General features: G+C 66.8%; 16 protein-coding genes. 7 read left to right on the forward strand and 9 right to left on the reverse strand.

Features of this window, described 5'->3' with window-relative positions:
* Positions 1 to 133: 133 nt before the first annotated feature.
* Together DWA33_RS20470 and DWA33_RS20475 are read right to left on the reverse strand one after the other, a co-directional pair.
* Positions 134 to 1,225 (reverse strand): TRAP transporter substrate-binding protein, encoded by a 1,092-nt coding sequence (locus tag DWA33_RS20470; protein WP_114360359.1) that lies wholly within the window; start codon positions 1,223 to 1,225, stop codon positions 134 to 136.
* A gap of 246 nt (positions 1,226 to 1,471) precedes the next feature.
* On the reverse strand, positions 1,472 to 2,587 hold the full coding sequence (locus DWA33_RS20475; protein WP_114360360.1) for an Mrp/NBP35 family ATP-binding protein: 1,116 nt from the start codon (positions 2,585 to 2,587) through the stop codon (positions 1,472 to 1,474).
* 309 nt (positions 2,588 to 2,896) lie between these two features.
* Between DWA33_RS20475 and DWA33_RS20480 the strand changes: the two genes are divergently transcribed.
* The 4 genes from DWA33_RS20480 (at position 2,897) to DWA33_RS20495 (ending at position 6,356) form a co-directional block, all read left to right on the forward strand.
* Positions 2,897 to 3,766: an NAD(P)-dependent oxidoreductase gene (locus DWA33_RS20480; RefSeq protein WP_114360389.1), complete on the forward strand. Its 870-nt coding sequence runs from the start codon at positions 2,897 to 2,899 to the stop codon at positions 3,764 to 3,766.
* Positions 3,767 to 3,933: 167 nt separating this feature from the next.
* Positions 3,934 to 5,529: a sensor histidine kinase gene (locus tag DWA33_RS20485; RefSeq protein WP_114360361.1), complete on the forward strand. Its 1,596-nt coding sequence runs from the start codon at positions 3,934 to 3,936 to the stop codon at positions 5,527 to 5,529.
* A gap of 43 nt (positions 5,530 to 5,572) precedes the next feature.
* Positions 5,573 to 5,797 carry a DUF1289 domain-containing protein gene (locus DWA33_RS20490; RefSeq protein ID WP_114360362.1) on the forward strand — a complete coding sequence of 75 codons (225 nt, stop codon included), beginning with the start codon at positions 5,573 to 5,575 and terminating at the stop codon, positions 5,795 to 5,797.
* 22 nt (positions 5,798 to 5,819) lie between these two features.
* Positions 5,820 to 6,356, forward strand: a complete 537-nt coding sequence (locus DWA33_RS20495; protein WP_114360363.1) for a TIGR02281 family clan AA aspartic protease — start codon at positions 5,820 to 5,822, stop codon at positions 6,354 to 6,356.
* Positions 6,357 to 6,367: 11 nt separating this feature from the next.
* On the opposite strand, the gene dusA is transcribed toward DWA33_RS20495, so the two are convergent.
* Positions 6,368 to 7,357: a tRNA dihydrouridine(20/20a) synthase DusA gene (gene dusA / locus DWA33_RS20500; RefSeq protein ID WP_114360364.1), complete on the reverse strand. Its 990-nt coding sequence runs from the start codon at positions 7,355 to 7,357 to the stop codon at positions 6,368 to 6,370.
* Between the two features lie 301 nt (positions 7,358 to 7,658).
* On the opposite strand from dusA, the gene DWA33_RS20505 reads away from it, so the two are divergent.
* A complete protein-coding gene (locus DWA33_RS20505) occupies positions 7,659 to 9,647 on the forward strand; it encodes an adenylate/guanylate cyclase domain-containing protein (RefSeq protein WP_114360365.1) in 1,989 nt (662 codons plus the stop codon).
* 28 nt (positions 9,648 to 9,675) lie between these two features.
* Here DWA33_RS20505 and DWA33_RS20510 read toward each other — a convergent pair whose 3' ends face one another.
* Genes DWA33_RS20510 through DWA33_RS20535 form a run of 6 tightly spaced genes read right to left on the reverse strand, consistent with a single transcriptional unit; the run spans position 9,676 to position 16,996 of the window.
* Positions 9,676 to 10,233, reverse strand: a complete 558-nt coding sequence (locus DWA33_RS20510; protein ID WP_114360390.1) for a hypothetical protein — start codon at positions 10,231 to 10,233, stop codon at positions 9,676 to 9,678.
* Between the two features lie 47 nt (positions 10,234 to 10,280).
* Complete coding sequence (locus tag DWA33_RS20515) at positions 10,281 to 11,477, reverse strand: patatin-like phospholipase family protein (protein WP_114360366.1); 1,197 nt, start codon at positions 11,475 to 11,477, stop codon at positions 10,281 to 10,283.
* 30 nt (positions 11,478 to 11,507) lie between these two features.
* Positions 11,508 to 11,789: a hypothetical protein gene (locus DWA33_RS20520; RefSeq protein ID WP_244601356.1), complete on the reverse strand. Its 282-nt coding sequence runs from the start codon at positions 11,787 to 11,789 to the stop codon at positions 11,508 to 11,510.
* Between the two features lies 1 nt (position 11,790).
* Positions 11,791 to 14,841: an efflux RND transporter permease subunit gene (locus DWA33_RS20525; RefSeq protein ID WP_114360367.1), complete on the reverse strand. Its 3,051-nt coding sequence runs from the start codon at positions 14,839 to 14,841 to the stop codon at positions 11,791 to 11,793.
* Positions 14,838 to 15,911: an efflux RND transporter periplasmic adaptor subunit gene (locus DWA33_RS20530; RefSeq protein WP_114360368.1), complete on the reverse strand. Its 1,074-nt coding sequence runs from the start codon at positions 15,909 to 15,911 to the stop codon at positions 14,838 to 14,840. Before DWA33_RS20530 ends, DWA33_RS20525 begins: the two co-directional genes overlap by 4 nt.
* Positions 15,908 to 16,996: an efflux RND transporter periplasmic adaptor subunit gene (locus tag DWA33_RS20535; protein WP_114360369.1), complete on the reverse strand. Its 1,089-nt coding sequence runs from the start codon at positions 16,994 to 16,996 to the stop codon at positions 15,908 to 15,910. The genes DWA33_RS20530 and DWA33_RS20535 overlap by 4 nt, the downstream gene beginning before the upstream one ends.
* A 78-nt stretch (positions 16,997 to 17,074) precedes the next feature.
* Here DWA33_RS20535 and DWA33_RS20540 point away from each other — a divergent pair, with 78 nt between their 5' ends.
* The gene (locus tag DWA33_RS20540; RefSeq protein ID WP_114360370.1) at positions 17,075 to 17,698 is read left to right on the forward strand and encodes a TetR/AcrR family transcriptional regulator; all 624 of its coding nucleotides are present in this window, start codon (positions 17,075 to 17,077) and stop codon (positions 17,696 to 17,698) included.
* Between the two features lie 111 nt (positions 17,699 to 17,809).
* The gene (locus DWA33_RS20545) at positions 17,810 to 18,826 is read left to right on the forward strand and encodes an LLM class flavin-dependent oxidoreductase (RefSeq protein WP_114360371.1); all 1,017 of its coding nucleotides are present in this window, start codon (positions 17,810 to 17,812) and stop codon (positions 18,824 to 18,826) included.
* The last annotated feature ends 105 nt before the right edge of the window (positions 18,827 to 18,931 follow it).

Below are 18,931 nucleotides of genomic sequence, written 5' to 3' on the forward strand. Positions count from 1 at the left end.
CGCGAAGCAATCCGGCTGCTGCGCGGCGCTGGATTGCTTCGTCGCTGCGCTCCTCGCAATGACGGAAGCTGCAGCAAAAAGCCCGGCCCTCTCGCGAGGGCCGGGCCGCTTTATCTAGCGTTTTCGTTCGTGATCAGCCGCGGGTGCGCGAGCGGATCATGAAGCTGTCGTAGGTGTATTCGGCGACCTGCCACCACAGATACTCGTCCGAGCGATAGGCCTGCATCGCGTCGATCGCCTTCTTGAAGTCCGGGTTCTTGGCCGACAGCTCGGCCCACAGCTCGTTGGTGGCCTTCAGGCAGGCGTCGAGGATTTCGTTGGAGAACGGACGGAGCTGCGTGCCGCTCGCCACCAGACGCTTCAGCGCCGTCGGGTTGAGCATGTCGTAGCGGGCGTTCATCCAGGTGTTGGTGTTCACCGCCGCGTTGGCGAGGATCGCCTGGTAGTTCTTCGGCAGCGCGTTGAACTTCTCGAGGTTGGCGAAGGCGTGCACGGTCGGGCCGCCTTCCCAGAAGCCCGGATAGTAGTAGTACTTCGCGACCTTCTGGAAGCCGAGCTTCTCGTCGTCGTACGGGCCGACCCACTCGGCGGCGTCGATGGTGCCCTTCTCCAGCGCCGGGTAGATGTCGCCGCCGGCGATCTGCTGCGGCACCACGCCGACCTTCTGCAGCACCTGGCCGGCGATGCCGCCGATCCGCATCTTCAGCCCGCTCATGTCGGCGACGGTCTTGATCTCCTTGCGGAACCAGCCGCCCATCTGGGTGCCGGTGTTGCCGCTCGGGAAGCCGATCACGCCGTACTTCTTGTAGAATTCATTGGCGAGCTCGTTGCCGCCGCCCTGGTACAGCCAGGAGTTCTGCTGACGGGCGTTGAGGCCGAACGGCACCGAGGCGAACACCGCGAAGGTCGGATCTTTGCCGACGTAGTAGTACGACACGGTATGGCACATCTCGACGGTGCCGTTGGAGGTGGCATCGAGCGCCTGCAGGCCGGGCACGACTTCGCCCGCCGCGAACACCTGGATCTGGAATTTATTGTCGGTCATCTCGGCGACTTGCTTCGCCAGATATTCCGCACCGCCGTAGATGGTGTCGAGCGACTTCGGGAAGCTGGAGGTCAGCCGCCACTTCACCTCGGGCGACGACTGCGCGATCGCCGGGGAAGCCACTGCGGTCGCCGCCGCGGCGCCGGTAGCTGACACTTTGAGAAAGTCACGACGTTTCATAAGGCATCTCCTTGTTGCCGGCGTTTTCCCGGATTCCATGCGCGCCCGACCAAACAGGTGAACCGCGGAGCCGTTGATGGCGAAGCGTCTCTAACACGGATGGTCACCCGCGGAAAACGCTGCGACCAAGTAGATATCTGAGATTCAACCAAAGTCGAAGGTCGAAATTCCGGCGCCGCCCGCGTCACCTCCGCGACGACTCGGCCGCCGTCGGCGGCCGAGTCCGCGCAGTCACTTCGCACTGCATCAATTCGTCGCGAGGGTCTTCAGCCGGTCGCGTACCTTGGCCGCAATCGAGCGATAGATCGTCGCATGCGGCCCGTTCGGCTCGCTCTCCACCACCGGCCGGCCCGCGTCCGAGGTGGCGCGAATCTCCATGTGCAGCGGGATTTCTCCGAGGAACGGCACGCCGAGCCGCTCGGCCTCATGCCGTGCGCCGCCGTGCCCGAAGATATCCGACCGGGTGCCGCATTCCGGACAAAGGAAGTAGCTCATATTCTCGATGATGCCGATCACCGGCACGTTCACCTTGGTGAACATCGCCAGCCCACGCCGGGCGTCGATCAGCGCCAGGTCCTGCGGCGTCGAGACGATCACCGCGCCCTTGAGCGGCACGGTCTGGGCCAGCGTCAGTTGCGCATCGCCGGTGCCGGGCGGCATGTCGACCACCAGCACGTCGAGCTGGCCCCAGTCGACGTCGCGCAGCATCTGCGTGATCGCCGACATCACCATCGGCCCGCGCCAGATCATCGGCGCCTCCTCGTCGACCAGGAAGCCGATCGACATGATCGACAGGCCGAACCGCGCGATCGGAATCATCCGCCGGCTGTCGTCGAGCTGCGGCTTCTCGTGAATGCCGGTCAGCCGTGGCACCGAGGGCCCGTAGATATCGGCGTCGAGCAGTCCGACCTTGAGTCCGAGCGCGCGCAGACCGAGCGCGAGGTTGAGTGCGGTGGTGGATTTGCCGACGCCGCCCTTGCCGGAGGCGACCGCGATGATCGCGCCGACTCCCGGAATCTCCGCCTGTTTCGGCAGGCCCGCTCCCGGGGCGCCGGCCGGACGATGCGCGGAAACCGGGGCGACGCCGGGCCTTTGCGGCGCCGGTGCGGTTCCGGGCTTGCGCTCGGCGGTGAGCGCGACCAGTGCACTGGCGACCCCGGGGGTGCCGCGCACGGCCGCTTCAGCATCGCTGCGCACGCTCTCCCAGGCGCGAGCCTCGGCGGCATCGACGTTGATCGAGAAGTACACCTTGCCGTCGGTCACGGCGATCTCCGACAGCACGCCGGCCTTGGTCAGCGGCACCCCGCGCGGCGTCGTCACCTTGGCCAGGCTGTCGAGAATCTGTTGCTGGGTCACGCTCACTGCAAGTCTCCTGCCGGCTTCGGCGCTCACCGATCACATGCGATCGATCTGTTCAAGCGGGGAAATGGTTCCCCCACCGGGGCCGCCGGATCGGCCGCCATCGGCGCCAGGTGGATCGGTCGCCGGAGCCATGCTGCGGTGCAGGATTCGGTTGGTGGCCCGCACTCGCAAGACGCGCTCGCAAGGCTTGCTCCGCGAGGCTCGCGCCGTATGCTGACGGCACCTCCTCGCGCGCCCGCAACGGGCCGCCCTCCCCGCAACTCGATCGGGCGCGCCGCGGCGCGCGCTTCGCACATGAAGGGTCCAGACATGGCCAAAGTCGCTTTCCTCGGTCTCGGCGTCATGGGGTTTCCGATGGCCGGACATCTGGTGACCAAGGGCAGCCACGAGGTGACGGTCTACAACCGCACGGCGGCGAAGGCGAAAGACTGGGCCGACAAGTTCGGCGGCCGCACGGCGGCGACGCCGGCCGAGGCGGCGGCGGGCCAGGATTTCGTGATGGCCTGCGTCGGCAACGACGACGACCTGCGCGCGGTGACCACCGGGGCGGACGGCGCCTTCGCAGCGATGAGCAAGGGCGCGATCTTCGTCGACCACACCACCGCCTCTGCCGAGGTCGCGCGCGAGCTGGATGCCGCAGCCAGCGAGATCGGTTTTCACTTCATCGACGCTCCGGTGTCGGGCGGCCAGGCCGGCGCCGAGAACGGCGTGCTGACGGTGATGTGCGGCGGCCGGCCCGAGGATTTCGCCAGAGCCGAGCCGGTGATCGGGGCCTATGCGCGGATGTGCAAGCTGCTCGGCCCGGCCGGCAGCGGCCAGCTCACCAAGATGGTCAATCAGATCTGCATCGCCGGGCTGGTCGAGGGCCTGTCGGAAGGCATTCACTTCGCCAAGAAGGCCGGGCTCGACGTCAATGCGGTGATCGACACCATCTCCAAGGGCGCGGCGCAGTCGTGGCAGATGGAGAACCGCCACAAGACCATGAACGACGGCAAATACGACTTCGGCTTCGCGGTCGAATGGATGCGCAAGGACCTGTCGATCTGCCTCGCCGAGGCGCGTCGCAACGGCGCCAGCCTGCCGGTCACCGCGCTGGTCGACACCTTTTACGCCGAGGTCGAGAAGATGGGCGGCCGGCGCTGGGACACTTCCAGCCTGCTGGCGCGGCTGGAACGCTGAGCCAGCGCGCAACAGGGCTGCAATCGCGGTTTTCACGGCTCGTTCACCGCGGTTGTTAGCCAACTGTTAACCGGAATAATTTTCCCTCTAAGGCTGCTCTTAAGGATTTGTGGCCAGATATAGGCTGGGGAAACCGCGCGCGTTTGCGCGCAGGATTTGTGTTGTTGATGAGTGAGTCCGCCGAAAAGCCCGAAGTCTTCCAGCTTCCGGCTGAACCTCCGGTGGCCACGCCGGCGCGCAACCGGCGGGCGGCGGCTCAGCGGGTCCGCGAGGCGCGCGACCGCCTGACCTCGACCAGCGGCACGCGCCCGGCCTTCGATCACGAACTCGTCCGCCAATACGCCGAGACCCGGCTGTCCGCCTCTTACGTGGTGATGCTGCTGGTGGTGGTCACCGGCGCGTTGTTCGGCGTGTGGATGGATCCGCTGGCGGCGGGCGCCTGGACGGTCGGGATGCTCAGCATCCACGCCGTGGTGATCCGCAACTGTACGCGCTTCCTCAAGGAGCCGGCTTCGGTGCCGCGCACCCGGGTCTGGCGGCGGCGATTCGTCCTGCTCGACCTGCTGTACGGCCTGGCCTGGACCGCGATCCTGATCCATCCGACCGGCCTCAGCGTGGTCTCCAGCACGCTGCTGATGTTCCTGATGCTGCTGGTGGTCGCGGTGTCGTCGATGCTGGCGGCGAGCCTGCCGATCGCGGCCCTGGCCGCGACGGTGCCGGTGACCGCGGCGATCGCGGTGAACTTCGCGCTCAGCGGCTCGTTCGACAAATACGTGCTGGCGGCGCTGACAGTCGCGGCGGAAGGTTACTTCGCGCTGCTCGCCCACCGGCTGCACTCGACCACGCTGGCGACGCTGCAGGCGCGCGCCGAAAAGGACGTGCTGATCGCCGAACTCGAACAGTCCAAGGCGATCTCCGACGAGGCACGGCACCGCGCCGAGGCCGCCAACGTCGCCAAGTCGCGGTTTCTGGCGCAGATGAGCCACGAGCTGCGCACGCCGCTCAACGCCATTCTCGGCTTCTCGGAAGTGATGAAGAGCGAGATCTTCGGCGCCCACGCGGTGCCGGCCTACAAGGACTACTCGGCCGACATCCACAATTCCGGCGTCCACCTGCTCAACCTGATCAACGAGATCCTCGACCTGTCGCGGATCGAGGCCGGCCGCTACGAGCTGAACGAAGAGGCGATTTCGCTGGTGCACGTGGTCAGCGACTGCCATCACCTGCTGAAGCTGCGGGCCACCAGCCGCGGCATCACCATCCACGAGGTGTTCGAACAGGGCATGCCGCGGATCTGGGGGGACGAGCGCGCGGTGCGCCAGGTGGTGCTCAACCTGCTGTCGAACGCCATCAAATTCACCCCGCAGGGCGGCGAGATCTGGCTGAAGGCCGGCTGGACCGCGTCCGGCGGGCAGTATCTCAGCGTCAAGGACACCGGCTCCGGAATTCCGGAAGAGGAAATTCCGATCGTGCTGGCGTCGTTCGGCCAGGGCTCCAACTCGATCAAGTCCGCCGAACAGGGCGCCGGCCTCGGCCTGCCGATTGCCAAGAGCCTGATCGACATGCACGGCGGCACCTTCACGCTGAAGTCCAAGCTGCGGATCGGCACCGAAGTGATCGTGACCTTCCCGCCGGAGCGGGTGATGTCGGCGCTGGCGCCGTTGGCCGACGAGGCGCCGCCGCTGCAGCCGGACTCGACCGAGACTGCGCCCACCGCGCGCGTGCGCCGGCAGCCGATCATGAACGCCGGCACCGGACTTTAGATCGGGACTTGCGGGAGGCGACCAATGTCAGCCACCATCCGGTATGAGCATCGAAACGCCCTGCATCGCGGTCTGCATGATCGATCCGCAGACCAACCTCTGCTACGGCTGCGGCCGCAGCATGCCGGAGATCGCGCGCTGGCCGCGAATGACCAGTTCCGAACGGCTCGCCATCATGGCCGGCCTGCCGCAGCGCATGGCCGACGCCGGCATGGACGTGCCGAAGCCGCGCCCGCGCCGCGCGCCGACCACCGACGCGCTGTCCTAGCCAGATCTGCTTCAGGTGCGCCATGAGCCGGCTGCTGCTGGTCTTGATGGTGCTGATCGGCACCGCCGGCGCGGTGGTCGCTTATGGCGATCCGAAGCGGATCTCCGAGGCCGGCGACGTAATGTCGACGATGCTGAAGAAGCGCGTCGCCGCCGCCACCGCCGCAGCGGAGGCCGCCAAATCCCGCATGGTCGAAATTCCGCGCGGCACCGGCGGCGAATTCGCGGTGCGCGCCAAGGTCAACGGCGTGGCGGCGCCGATGGTGATCGACACCGGCGCGACCTCGGTGGTGCTGACCTACGAGACCGCCAAGGCCGCCGGCCTGCCGCTGGAGCTTCTGACCTTCAATGTCGAGCTGGAGACTGCGGGCGGCCCCACCCGCGCGGCGCGGCTCTCGCTCGACAGCCTGGCGATCGGCAAACTGGTCGAGCGCTCGGTCCCCGCGCTGGTGGTGCCGCGCGGGCAGATGAAAACCAACCTGCTCGGGATGAGCTTCCTCGACCGGCTGGAGAGCTGGGAAGTCCGCGCCGACCAACTCCGGCTGCGCGGCTATCCGTAGCCGCACCGCCGCTAAGCGGCAGCAATTTCCGCCCGCTCCGTCACCGCCACCATCGCCTTGAGTAGCACGCTGGCGTCGGCGTCCGGCTTGACGCCGAACTCCGACAGATAGCGCCGGAACGCGCGCGCGCCGGGCACGCCCTGATACGCGCCGATGACATGCCGGGTGATTGCGTGCAGCCGCGGGCCTTGCGCGAGCTGGCGCTCGATATACGGGATCAGCGCTTCGAGCGCGTCCTTCATCGCGGGATACGGCGCCGGTTCGCCGAACAGCTCCGGATCGACCTCCAGTAGCCGCCACGGCTCCTGATACGCGGCGCGGCCGAGCATCACGCCGTCGACGTGATCGAGATGCCGCTTGGCCTCGGCGATGCTGCCGATGCCGCCGTTGATGATGATCGGCACCTGCGGCAACGCCTGCTTCAGCCGATACACCCGACCGTAGTCGAGCGGCGGGATATCGCGATTCTCCTTCGGCGACAGCCCGTTCAGCCACGCCTTGCGGGCGTGCACGATCAGCGCGTCGGCACCGGCGGCGACCACCGCCCGCGCCAGCGCATCGAGCGCGACTTCCGGGTCCTGATCGTCGATCCCGATCCGGCACTTCACCGTCACCGGCACCGAAGCGGCGCGCTTCATCGCGGCGACGCCTTCGGCGACCAGCTCCGGCTCCGCCATCAGGCAGGCGCCGAACCGCCCCTCCTTCACCCGATCCGACGGGCAGCCGACATTGACGTTGATCTCGTCGTAGCCGAAGTCCTCGCCGATCTTCGCCGCGGTGGCAAGATCGGCCGGATTGGAGCCACCGAGCTGCAGCGCCACCGGATGTTCGCTTCGATCGAAGCCGAGCAGCCGCTGCCGGTCGCCGTGGATCACCGCTCCGGTGGTGACCATCTCGGTATAGAGCAGGCCGCGCCTGGTCAGCAGCCGATGAAAGACGCGACAATGACTGTCGGTCCATTCCATCATCGGCGCGACGGAGAAGCGATGTGCGGGCTGCATCTTTCAGTATGTCGGCGGATTGGCAGGCGGCGTCAAGGGGCCCTCGCGCACGCTCTCTCGCCTTCGATTCAAATGCGACCGGCGGGTTGATGGGCCACAATGCCGGCGCGCGGCAGGCTTTGCTACGATGTCGATTGCGCAGCACGCCGGGTGCAGTGTCATGACGCGATTTGACAGCTCCGTCCGTCCGCGTGGATAGTCCGCCGGTCGCAGCGCGGGGCAGGGCTGCGCGGTGTTCGCGCCGCCTCGCGCGGCTCTGCCGGCGGCGGCCGAACGGGCGGCGGCAAGCACAGGTTCTTCGATGAAATTCACCACACGATTGGTCCTGCTGGTCACGGTGCTGACCGTCGGCGCAACCCTCGTGACCGCCGCGCTGCTGACCTGGACCACCCGGCGCGCGATCATCACCGAGGCCGAAGCGTCGGGCGAGAAGGTGGCGCGGCTGCTGGCGCGCAGCGCCAGCCTCGCCGCGTCGATCCCGACCGAAGTCGAAGGCATCATCGCCGAAGAGATGGCCGCGGAAGGCACCCTGCTGGCGCATTTTGTCGAAGCGGCGGAGCGGGCCGGGATGACGACGACGGAGATCAACCGCCGGCTGAAGTCGATCACCGATCAGACGACGCTCGACGAAATCTGGATCACCGACGACAAGGGGCACGCCTATCTGCACAGCCTGCCGGATGTCGATTTCACCTTCAGCAATTCGCCGCAGCTGCAGCCGCAGGCCTATGCCTTCTACGATCTGCTCACCGGCAACAAGAAGGTGGTCGATCAGGACGCCCGCAAGCGCGACATCGACAACCAGCATTTCAAATATGTCGGCGTCGGCGGTATCGACAAGCCGCGCATCATCCAGGTCGGGCGCAGCGCCAAGTTCCTGCAGCAACTGACGATGAAGATCGGGTTGCCGCGCACGGTGGAAAATCTGCTCGCCGACGGCGACATCGACGCGGTGTGGGTGTTCGACCGCAAGCTGGACGCGCTGGTCGGCCCCGGTGTCTACGGCGCCGACAGTCGCGACGGTCCCAACGCCAAGGAACTCGGCCCGGTGCGGCTGGTGATCGCCGACGGCCAGACCCGGCACGTCGAGAGCCGCCAGAATCTCAGCGTGATCGCCCCGGTGCGCAACGATCAGAAGGAGATCGTCGGCGCCGCGTTGGTCCGGCTGCCGATGAACCGGGTCTGGGCCACGGTGCAGAGCCAGGCCGAGATCGCCGCGGTGACGGCGTCCGCGATCGCTGCGCTCGGCATCCTGCTGTCGATCGGGGTCGCCCGCTATCAGTCGGCACCGCTGCGCCAGATCACCCGCGCCGCCGCTGCGCTGGAATCGCAGAAATTCGATCCGGCGCTGCTCGCTCCCGTCTCCGAACGCCGCGACGAGCTCGGCCAGCTCGCGCGGGTGTTCACCGGCATGGCCGGACAGGTCGCCGCGCGCGAGGAATATCTCGACTCGATGGTGAAGCAGCGCACCGAGGAGCTGGAGACCCGCAACCGCAGCCTCGAAGGGCTGTCCGCGGCGCTTTCGAAGTATCTGTCGCCGCAGGTCTACTCCTCGATCTTCAGCGGTCATCAGGGCGCCGAGATCGCCTCCAAACGCAAGAAGCTGACGATCTTCCTGTCGGACATCGCCAACTTCACCGCCACCACCGACAAGCTGGAGTCGGAAGATCTCACCGCGATGCTCAACCGCTATCTCGCCGAGATGGCGCAGATCGCGCTCAAGCACGGCGCCACCATCGACAAATATGTCGGCGACGCGGTGCTGGCGTTCTTCGGCGATCCGGAGAGCCGCGGCGTCAAGGAGGACGCGGTCGCCTGCGTGATGATGGCGATCGAGATGCAGGACAAGCTGAAGCAGCTCGAAATGGAATGGATCGACGCCGGCGCCGAGCGCCCGTTCCGGGTCCGCATCGGCATCAACACCGGGTTCTGCACCGTCGGCAATTTCGGCAGCCCGGACCGGATGGACTACACCATCGTGGGCGGCGCGGTGAACCTGACGTCGCGGCTGGAGCAGAACTGCGAGCCCGGCTCGATCCTGATCTCACACGTCACCTGGTCGCTGGTGAACGATCTGATCGACGCCGAAGAGCGCCCCGCCCTCACCGTGAAGGGCTTCGCCGAGCCGGTGCGCGCCTATGAGGTGCGCGGCCTGAAGGCGGCGGCGTCGACCGCGGTGATCCGCAAGGAACTGCCCGGGATGCGGCTGTTCATCGACACCGGAGCGGCGGACCGCACCGAGGTGAAGCAGACGCTGGCGCAGGTGGTCGAGGATCTCGACAGGACCTGAGTGAGGCGAACGAACGCGTCGACGCTGGTTATTTGTCCGGCTCGACGGTGATCTCCTTCAGCGCGCCGTCCGACAGCACCACCACCACGAACACCAGCCTGCCGCCGTTCAGATGCAGCCCGGCGCTGATCGCGCGGCCGCGGCCGACCTTTTCGGCGATCACCACGGCTTCCGACAGCCTCATTCGGGCTCGCCGAAACCCGGCGAGTTCGCGCTGGGTCTCGGGGCCGAGTTCGGAGACCGGCATCTCGGCCTGCGCCCGCAGCATCTTGCGGGTCGCCGCGTCGACGATCGCGGTCCACACTTCGCCGCCGCGATCGGCCTTGAGCTCGAAGTAAGGCGCCGCCCCGTCGTCGCTCAAATTCAGGTCGTAGACCCGCGCCCCGGGCAGCGTCTTCTCCACCAGCCGGATCAGATCCGCGCCGCTGCCGGGCGCGAGGGTCACCGAGCCGATCGGCTCGTCGCCTGGGCGCGCCGCCGGTGGCTGAGGGGCGGTATCGCCGCCGCGATCGGCCCAGGCCGGCGCGGCCGGACACAGCAACAGGACAACCGCCGCCATCGCGGTCGCGAACCGGTTTGCCGGCATCGTCGCCTCACCCATCCCGCGCCGGTTCCACGATCGACAGCGCGTCGTCAGCGGGCACCGGCCACACGCCGCACCGAGCTCTGCGTCGCGACCGGTGCCGGGGCGGCATCGTCGGATGGCGGCGCGCTCGACCAGGCACGGCCGCTGCGGGCACGGTCGTAACCGTATTGGTACAAGTCTCTCATATAGGCGGTTTCGAATCCGGCCGGCGACGGCGGCCGGTCGCTCTCGATATAGCTCAGATGAAACCCGAACTTGTTGCGCCGTGCCACCGCATAGGTGTTGTAGAGGATCGATCGGGTCTGCGCCTTGATCATCGTCGACGATGCCCGCGCGGCGATGTCCAGCGTTCTGTCGCGCACCACCTGGAATTCCGGTTCGATCTTGTTGTTCATCAGGATGTAGAGCTGCAGGCTCAACGCTTTCGGCCCGGAGGCGCTGCGCAGCAGATAGGCTTCCGGCAGCGTCAGCACCGGCGACATCACGCCGCCATCGACGTGCATCTCCTGAAACGTGGCGCCGTTCGAGGCTTCGGCCGTCACCAGCATCGGCGGGAACACCGCGGGAATGCTGGCCGAGGCCGCCACCACGTTGCGGAACAGTTCGAGACTGGCCGGCGTGCGCAACGACGCGATCCGGCCCATGTTCCAGATCACCGAGCGCTGCGAGTCGAGATTGGTGGTGACCACGAACAGCAGCCGTCCCTTGGCATATTCGTCGGCCACGTCCGAGACGAACTTCGCATCGATGTAGCTCGCGACCAGTTCGCGCAGGCGCTGATTGCCGAACAGCCCGGAGCCGAAGATCGCGTTGAGCGGATTGGGATCTTCCAGCAGACTCTCGGCGATTCCGCTGGTGTAGAGCTGGCGCAGCGTCTCGTCGTAGCTCGGGCCGAGAAACGCGAACGGCGCGATCAGAGCGCCGGTGCTGACGCCGGACACGATCGAGAAGGACGGCCGGTTGCCGGCCGCGCTCCACCCCGCCAGGACGCCGGCGCCATAAGCTCCGTCGGCGCCACCGCCCGACAGCGCCAGGTAGTTTCGCGGGCCGCCGAACGCCCGCTCTCCGCCGAATGCGGACAGCGGATCATCGACGTAGCGGCGCAGGTCGTCACGATCGAGCACCCTGGCCTGGGCGGCTTCGGCGGCGGTGTAAGGCATCCGCGGCATGCTGGCGCAGCCGGCGAGCCAGCCGCTCGATGCGAGCGCCGATAGCACGATGAAGAAACGCAGCACACGAGCCATCAGACACACCCGCCGGACCAGGAACTGAACTCAAGGAGCCGACTGCGTGTCGGCCGGTGAACTGCTCTGCACATCGACGGTGTCGAAACGTTGTCCCGGCGAGCCGGCACGCTCGAGATAGTCCTGATGGATCGCCTGAACGGTCTTGCGATCGTCGAATTTCACCCGCCAGCTGCTCGGCGAGCCCTGCCCGACGATTACGCCTTCACGGTTACCATAGCGTGGATGCCGTGCGCGGCCGAGCGCGCTCATGCGAACGCGGATGCCGCGGCCCAGCGGCCGGTCGGAGACGCCGTCACTCGAACTCGCCATGCTACGCCTCTTGTGCCGGGTCCTTGATGCGGAACCATGCGATGTACAGCGCGGGCAGGAACAACAGGGTCAGCACGGTGCCGACGATGATGCCGCCCATCATCGCGTAGGCCATCGGCCCCCAGAACACCTCGCGCGCGATCGGGATCAGCGCCAGGCTCGCCGCCGCCGCCGTCAGCATGATCGGCCGCATCCGGTGCTCGGTCGCCTCCACCACCGCGTCCCACGGCGGCCGTCCCTCGCTGCGCAGCTGCTCGATCTGCACGATCAGGATCACCGAGTTCCGGATCAGAATGCCGATCAGCGCCAGCACGCCGAGGATGGCGACGAAGCCGAGCGGCGCACGGCTCGGCAGCAGCGCCGCGACGACGCCGATCAGCGCCAGCGGCGCCACCGCGAACACCAGGAACAGCCGCTGGAAGCTCTGCAGCTGGATCATCAGCACGGTCGCCATCACGAACAGCATGATCGGCACCACCGCGACGATCGGCGCCTGCGACTTGCCGCTCTCTTCGACCGCGCCGCCGACCGCGACCGAGTAGCCGACCGGCAGCTTGGCAGTGAACTCGGCCACCGAGTGCTTCAGCTGTTCCACTACCGTCGCCGGCTGGACTTCGTCGACGACGCTGGCTTTCACCGTCACGGTCGGCAGCCGAGACCGGCGCCAGATCGTCGGTTGCTCCAGCTCGTAGCGGAAGGTTGCGACCGCGGCGAGCGGCACGGTCTGGCCGCTGCCTCCTGCCAGTTGCAGATTGCGCAGGGTTTCGATCGAGCCGCGCTCGGCGTCGTTGGCGCGGCCGATCACGTTGACCAGATAGATGTCGTCGCGCATCTGGGTGATGGTGGCGCCGTCGAGAATGCTGTTGAGGGTCGAGGCGATGTCTTCCGAGGTGACGCCGAGCTGACGGGCCTTGTCCTGGAGCACCTCGACCTTGATCACCCGCGCCGGCTCCATCCAGTCGAACACCACTTCGCCGAGATGCGGATTGGCGGCGACCACGCCGGCGAGCTGCTGCGCAAAGCTGCGTACCTTGGCGACGTCCGGCCCGCTGACGCGGTATTGGACCGGGCGGCCGACCGGCGGGCCGATGTCGAGCAGCTTCACCAGCGCGTCGGTGCCCGGGAAGGTTTTGCGCAAGTATGCCTGCAGCTCCGGCCGCAGCCGGTCGCGATCTTCCAGACTCTTGGTGACGATCACCATCTGACCGAAGGTCGCGGTGGACGGCTCGACGTCGAACGACAGCACGAAGCGCGGCGCGCCCTGGCCTACGTAGGTCGACCAGTGATCGATCCCCGCCCGCCCCGCCAGCGCCTCACGTTCGAACTGCGCCATCTGCGCGTTGGTCTCGGCGATCGAGCTGTTCTGCGGCAGGTTCCAGTCGACGATCAGTTCCTTGCGGTCCGAATTCGGGAAGAACTGCTGCTGCACGAAGCCCATGCCGACGATCGACAGCGCAAAAGCCGCCAGCGTCAATCCGATCGTCAGCCAGCGGTGCCGCATGCAGAAGCCGAGCATCCGGCTGAACAGCGTGGCAAAACGGCCCTTGCTGTCGTGATGGTGCTTCATCTTGTCGGGCAGGATGGTGACGCCGAGCAGCGGCGTGAACAGCACCGCGACGATCCACGAGGTCAGCAGCGACACCGCGATCACCACGAACAGCGTGAAGGTGAATTCGCCGGCTGCACTGCTGTTGAGGCCGATCGGGATGAAACCCGCCACGGTCACCAGCGTGCCGGTCAGCATTGGGAACGCGGTCGAGGTGTAGACATGGGTCGCGGCCTTGGCGAGCGAGTCGCCGACCTCCAGCCGCGCCACCATCATCTCGACCGCGATCATGGCGTCGTCGACCAGAAGGCCGAGCGCGATGATCAGCGCACCGAGCGAAATCCGCTGCAGCGAGATCCCCGAATAGGACATCACCATGAAGGTGATCGCCAGCACCAGAGGGATCGAGATCGCGACCACCAAGCCGGCGCGCATGCCGAGGCTGATGAAGCTGATCACCAGCACGATCGCCACCGCCTCGAACAGCGCCCGCGTGAAACCGGACACCGCCTCGTCGACGATCTGCGGCTGGTCCGACACCAGATGCACTTCGGCGCCGACCGGCAGATCGGCGGAGATCAGCTTCATTTGCTCTTTCAGCGCCTCGCCGAACTGCAGCAGATTGGCGCCGGCTTTCATGCCGATGGTCAGTGCGATCGCCGGTTCGCCGTTGAAGCGGAACAGCGAGGTCGGCGGATCGACATAGCCGCGGCGGACGGTGGCGACGTCGGTCAGCGGGAAGAACCGGTCGTTGACCCGCAGATTGATCGCCTTGAGGCTCTCTTCCGAGGTGAACTGGCCGCTGACCCGGACGGCGATCCGTTCCGGTCCGGCCTGCAGCACGCCCGACGGCGTGATCGCGTTCTGCGCCTGCAGCGAGCTGACGATGGTGCGCTGATCGAGGCCGAGCGCCGCCACTTTGCGCGGGGAGAATTCGAGATAGATCACTTCGTCCTGCGCGCCGACGATGTCGACCCGGCCGACATTCGGCACCTGCAGCACCTTGGCGCGGACTTCCTCGACCTTGTCGCGGAGCTGGCGCTGGGTCAGGCCGTCGCTGGTGAAGGCGTAGATGTTACCGAACACGTCGCCGAAGCGATCGTTGAAGGCGGGGCCGACCACGCCTTGCGGGAAGTCGCCCTTGATGTCGTTGATCATGTTGCGCACGCGCACCCAGGTCGGCTGCACGTCGCGCGCCTTGGTGGTGTCGCGCAGATTGACGAACACCGTGGTCTCGCCGGCCGTGGTGATGCTCTTGGTGTAGTCGAGCGACTCCAGTTCCTCGAGCTTCTTCTCGATCCGGTCGGTGACCTGCCGGGTGGTCTCTTCGGCCGACGCCCCGGGCCACTTCGCCTGGATCACCATGGTCTTGATGGTGAAGGCGGGGTCTTCTTCGCGGCCGAGCTCGAGATACGAGAACAGCCCGGCCGCCATGAAGGCGATCATGAAGTACCAGACCAGCGAACGGTGCTGCAGCGCCCAGTCGGAGAGGTTGAACGACTTCACGGCGTGACTTCCCGTTCGAACCGGACCATTTGGCCTTCCTGCAGATGATGGACGCCGGCGGTGACGATCCGCATGCCGGCCTCGAGCCCATCGGTGACCAGAATTGTGCCGTTGTCGCTCGGCGCGACCTGGACGTTGCGCTTGCTGACCGATCCCTTGGCGGTGTCGACCACCCAGACGCTGGCCTGATCGCCCTGGCGCAGGATCGCTGTCGCCGGCAGGCGGAAGCCGCGGCTCGGCTTGCTGGGAATCAGCGTAGTGATCGTGGTGCCGAGCCGGAACGTCTCGGGCGGATTCTCCAGCGTGATGCGAACCCGCCGTGCCCGGGTGACCTGATCGGCCTGCGGCGCGATCTCGCGCACCTTGCCGTCGACTCGAACGCGCGGATCGAGCTGCAGCGCCACGGTCAGCGGCGTGCCGATCTTCAGGACGCCGACGATATCGTCGGCGACATCGATCACGGCTTCGCGGATGTCGGGGCGGGCGACGGTGGCGACCATCTGGCCGGGGTTGACCACTTGGCCGATCTGCGCCCCGACCGCCGTGACGACGCCGGCATATTGCGCCTCGATCTTGGTGTAGCTCAATTGCTCGCGGGCCTTGGTCAGCGCCGACTGGGCGCGGACCACCGCAGCCTGCGCCGCGGCGTCGCCCTGCTCGGCGCTGTCGAGCGTCGCCTTGGTGGTGGCTCCGGTCTCGATCAGCGCGCGCTGGCGGTTGGCGGTGCCGCTGGCATTGACCAGTTGCGCCTGCGCGGTCGCAAGATCGGCCTGCGCCGAGCGCACCGCGAGTTCGGCCGCGAACGGATCGACCGCCGCCAGCGTCTGCCCTTTCTCCACCACGTCGCCGACATTGATCGGACGGGCGATCAGCCGTCCGAGCATTCGGAATCCATAGTCGGTCTTGAACTGCGGCTCGACGGTGCCGACCACCGCCAGATTGGTCGCCTGCAGCGGCGCGACCACCGTCGACAGCACCGGCCGGATCGCCGGCTTGGTCTCCGACTTGTCGCCGCAGCCGGCGACCAGCAGCGCCGCGGCGATCACCGCGAGAATCCTGGACACGCTCATGCGGCGCCTCCCGCCTCGGCGACGACCAGCCCGGGCCGCAGCATCTTGCCGCCATCGACCACGACGCGGTCGCCGACCGACAAGCCGTGGCCGATCACGATCGAGTCGGTCTCGTAGCTTTCGATCGCGACACTCTTGAGCGACACCGCGTGGGTCTTCGGATCGACCACCCAGACGGCTGCGCCGCTCTGGTCGGCGGTCAGCGCACTCCACGGCAGCACGATCTTGTCGACCGCCTGGCTGAAGCCCTCGCCGACCACCACACTGCCGAGCGTCATCTCGGGCGGCGGATTTTCGATCGACAGCTTGACCCGGACCGAGCCGGTCTTCGGATCGACGGTCGGGGAGATTTCGCGCGGCTTGGCGAGCGCCGTAATCGCCGGGTTGGACACCAGCGACAACTTGATGGTGTCGCTGCCGACCGGGATCAGGAAGATCGCCTCATAGACATCGAACACCGCGTCGCGCGCGCCATCTTCGGCGAGCGTGTAGGCCGACTGCGCCGACTGCGCGACTTGGCCGACCTCGATGTTGCGTGCGGTGATGATCCCGGCCGCGCTGGCGCGCAATTCGGTGTAGCCGAGCGCGTCCTTGGCGATGCCGAGCTGCGCCTTGGCGGTGTCGACCGAACCTTCGGCTGCGCGCAGTCCCTCCTGCGCCTGATCGAACGCGACGCGGGTCGTGAAGCCGGACGCCATCAGCGACTTCTGGCGTTCGTAGGTCGCGGTGGCGAGCCGGAGCTGGGCTTCGGCGGCGGTCAGTGCGGCCTGGGCGCCGACCAGATCGGCGCGCTGTTCGGTCGGATCGAGCCGCGCCAACAGATCGCCGGCATTGACGTGGGCACCGACGTCGACCAGCCGCTCGACCACGCGGCCACTGACACGGAACGACAATTCGGTCGAGACCCGAGCCTGAACATCGCCGGTCAGCCGAATGACGGTGCTGCGGGGCTGGGTGTGGACCACCTCGGTCTTCACCAGCGCCACCGGGCGCTCCCGCTTCGCCTCCTCGCCGCATCCGGCCAGAGTCGTGGCAACCATCAGCAGCACAACGGGTCTCAGCCAGAGCATCAAGAATTCGCCCATTCGAACAGGAGCATCGCACTGCAATATTATTGACTGACTCGAAAGTCAATAGTAAAACTACCGGCAGGAGTTCGTCCCATGCCGCCTGCCGTCACCAAACGCGCCCGCCGCAAAGCCGAGCGCCCCTCGGAAATCCTCGACGCCGCGTTCGAGGAATTCGTGCTGCACGGCTATGCGGCCACCCGTCTCGAGGACGTGGCGACACGCGCGGGCGTGACCAAGGGCACGATCTATTTCTATTTCGACACCAAGGAGCGGGTGTTCGAAGAGATGGTCAGGCACAAATCGCAGTCGTTTCTGCCGGGGCTGAAGGACTACGCGCTCACCCTCCGCGGATCGGCCACCGAGCGGCTGCGCGGACTGATCGCCTTCACTTACGGCCACATTGCGGAGAACCGCGAGTCGCGCGAGATCCTGCGCTTCCTGATCGCCGAAGGCGGCCGCTTTCCCGATCTGGTCGACCGTCACTACGAGGAATTCGTCGCGCCGATCATCGATCAGTTCAGGGAAGTCATCGACCAGGGCGTCGCCGCCGGCGAATTCCGCAATGCGCCCGCCGCAGGCTTCACCGAGATCGTGATGAGTCCCGCGGTGCTGCTGAGCCTGTGGTCGCTGTTGTTCGGCACCCGCAAGGAAGTCGATTTCGTCGCCTTCACCGAAGCCAGCGTCGACCTACTGCTGCGCGGACTGGCGAAAGATTGATCATCACGCGCGACGCGCGTGTGTTGATCAATCCAAGCCATGCGACAGCAAAGGCTTTTCTGAAGCGGCAGGCGCACTATCTACAGCCTTCACCTCGCTAGGGCTGCCTCCATGAAGAAGATCGGTTTTCTCTCGTTCGGCCATTGGTCACCGCAGTCACGCACGCGTTCGGCCGCCGATGCGCTGCTGGAAACCATCGATCTGGCGCAGGCCGCCGAACAGCTCGGCGCCGATGGCGCCTACGTTCGCGTGCATCATTTCGCCCGGCAACTCGCCTCGCCCTTCCCGCTGCTTGCCGCGATCGGCGCCAGAACCAAACGCATCGAGATCGGCACCGCCGTGATCGACATGCGCTACGAGAATCCGCTGTACATGGCCGAGGATGCCGGCGCTGCCGATCTGATCGCCGGCGGCCGCTTGCAGCTCGGCATCAGCCGCGGCTCGCCCGAGCAGGTGATCGATGGCTGGCGCTATTTCGGCTATCAGCCGGCCGAGGGCGAAAGCGACGCCGACATGGGCCGCCGCCACGCCGAGGTGCTGCTCGACCTCTTGCGCGGCCAGGGCTTCGCCCAGCCCAACCCGCGGCCGATGTTTCCCAATCCGCCGGGGCTACTGCGGCTCGAGCCATATTCGGAAGGCCTACGCGACCGGATCTGGTGGGGCGCCGGCTCCAACGCCACCGCGGTGTGGGCCGCGAGGCTCGGGATGAACCTGCAGAGCTCGACGCTGAAGAACGACGAGACCGGCGAGCCGTTTCACGTTCAGCAGGCGGCGCAGATCCGCGCCTATCGCGACGCTTGGAAACAAGCCGGCCACACCCGCACGCCGCGCGTTTCGGTCAGCCGCAGCATCTTCCCGCTGGTCGACGACCGCGACCGCGCCTATTTCGGCCGCGAAGGCCAGCAGCAGGATCAGATCGGCTATCTCGACGAACAGACCCGCGCGATCTTCGGCCGGTCTTACGCAGCCGAACCCGACGCGCTGATCGAACAGCTCAAGGCCGACGAGGCGATCGCCGAAGCCGACACGCTGTTGCTGACGATCCCCAATCAGCTCGGCGTCGATTACAACGCCCATGTGATCGAGGCTATCCTCACCCACGTCGCACCACCGCTCGGCTGGCGCTGATTCGCGCGGTGCGCACGCAACGCTGATGTGCGTGCATAACACCGGGCGGAACCGCCGCAGGTGCTCGACGCGGCGCGCCTAGGTTGTTAAGCCCCCTGCTCGCGA

Origin of the sequence: Rhodopseudomonas pentothenatexigens (assembly GCF_900218015.1) — a bacterium.
Lineage (GTDB): Bacteria > Pseudomonadota > Alphaproteobacteria > Rhizobiales > Xanthobacteraceae > Rhodopseudomonas > Rhodopseudomonas pentothenatexigens.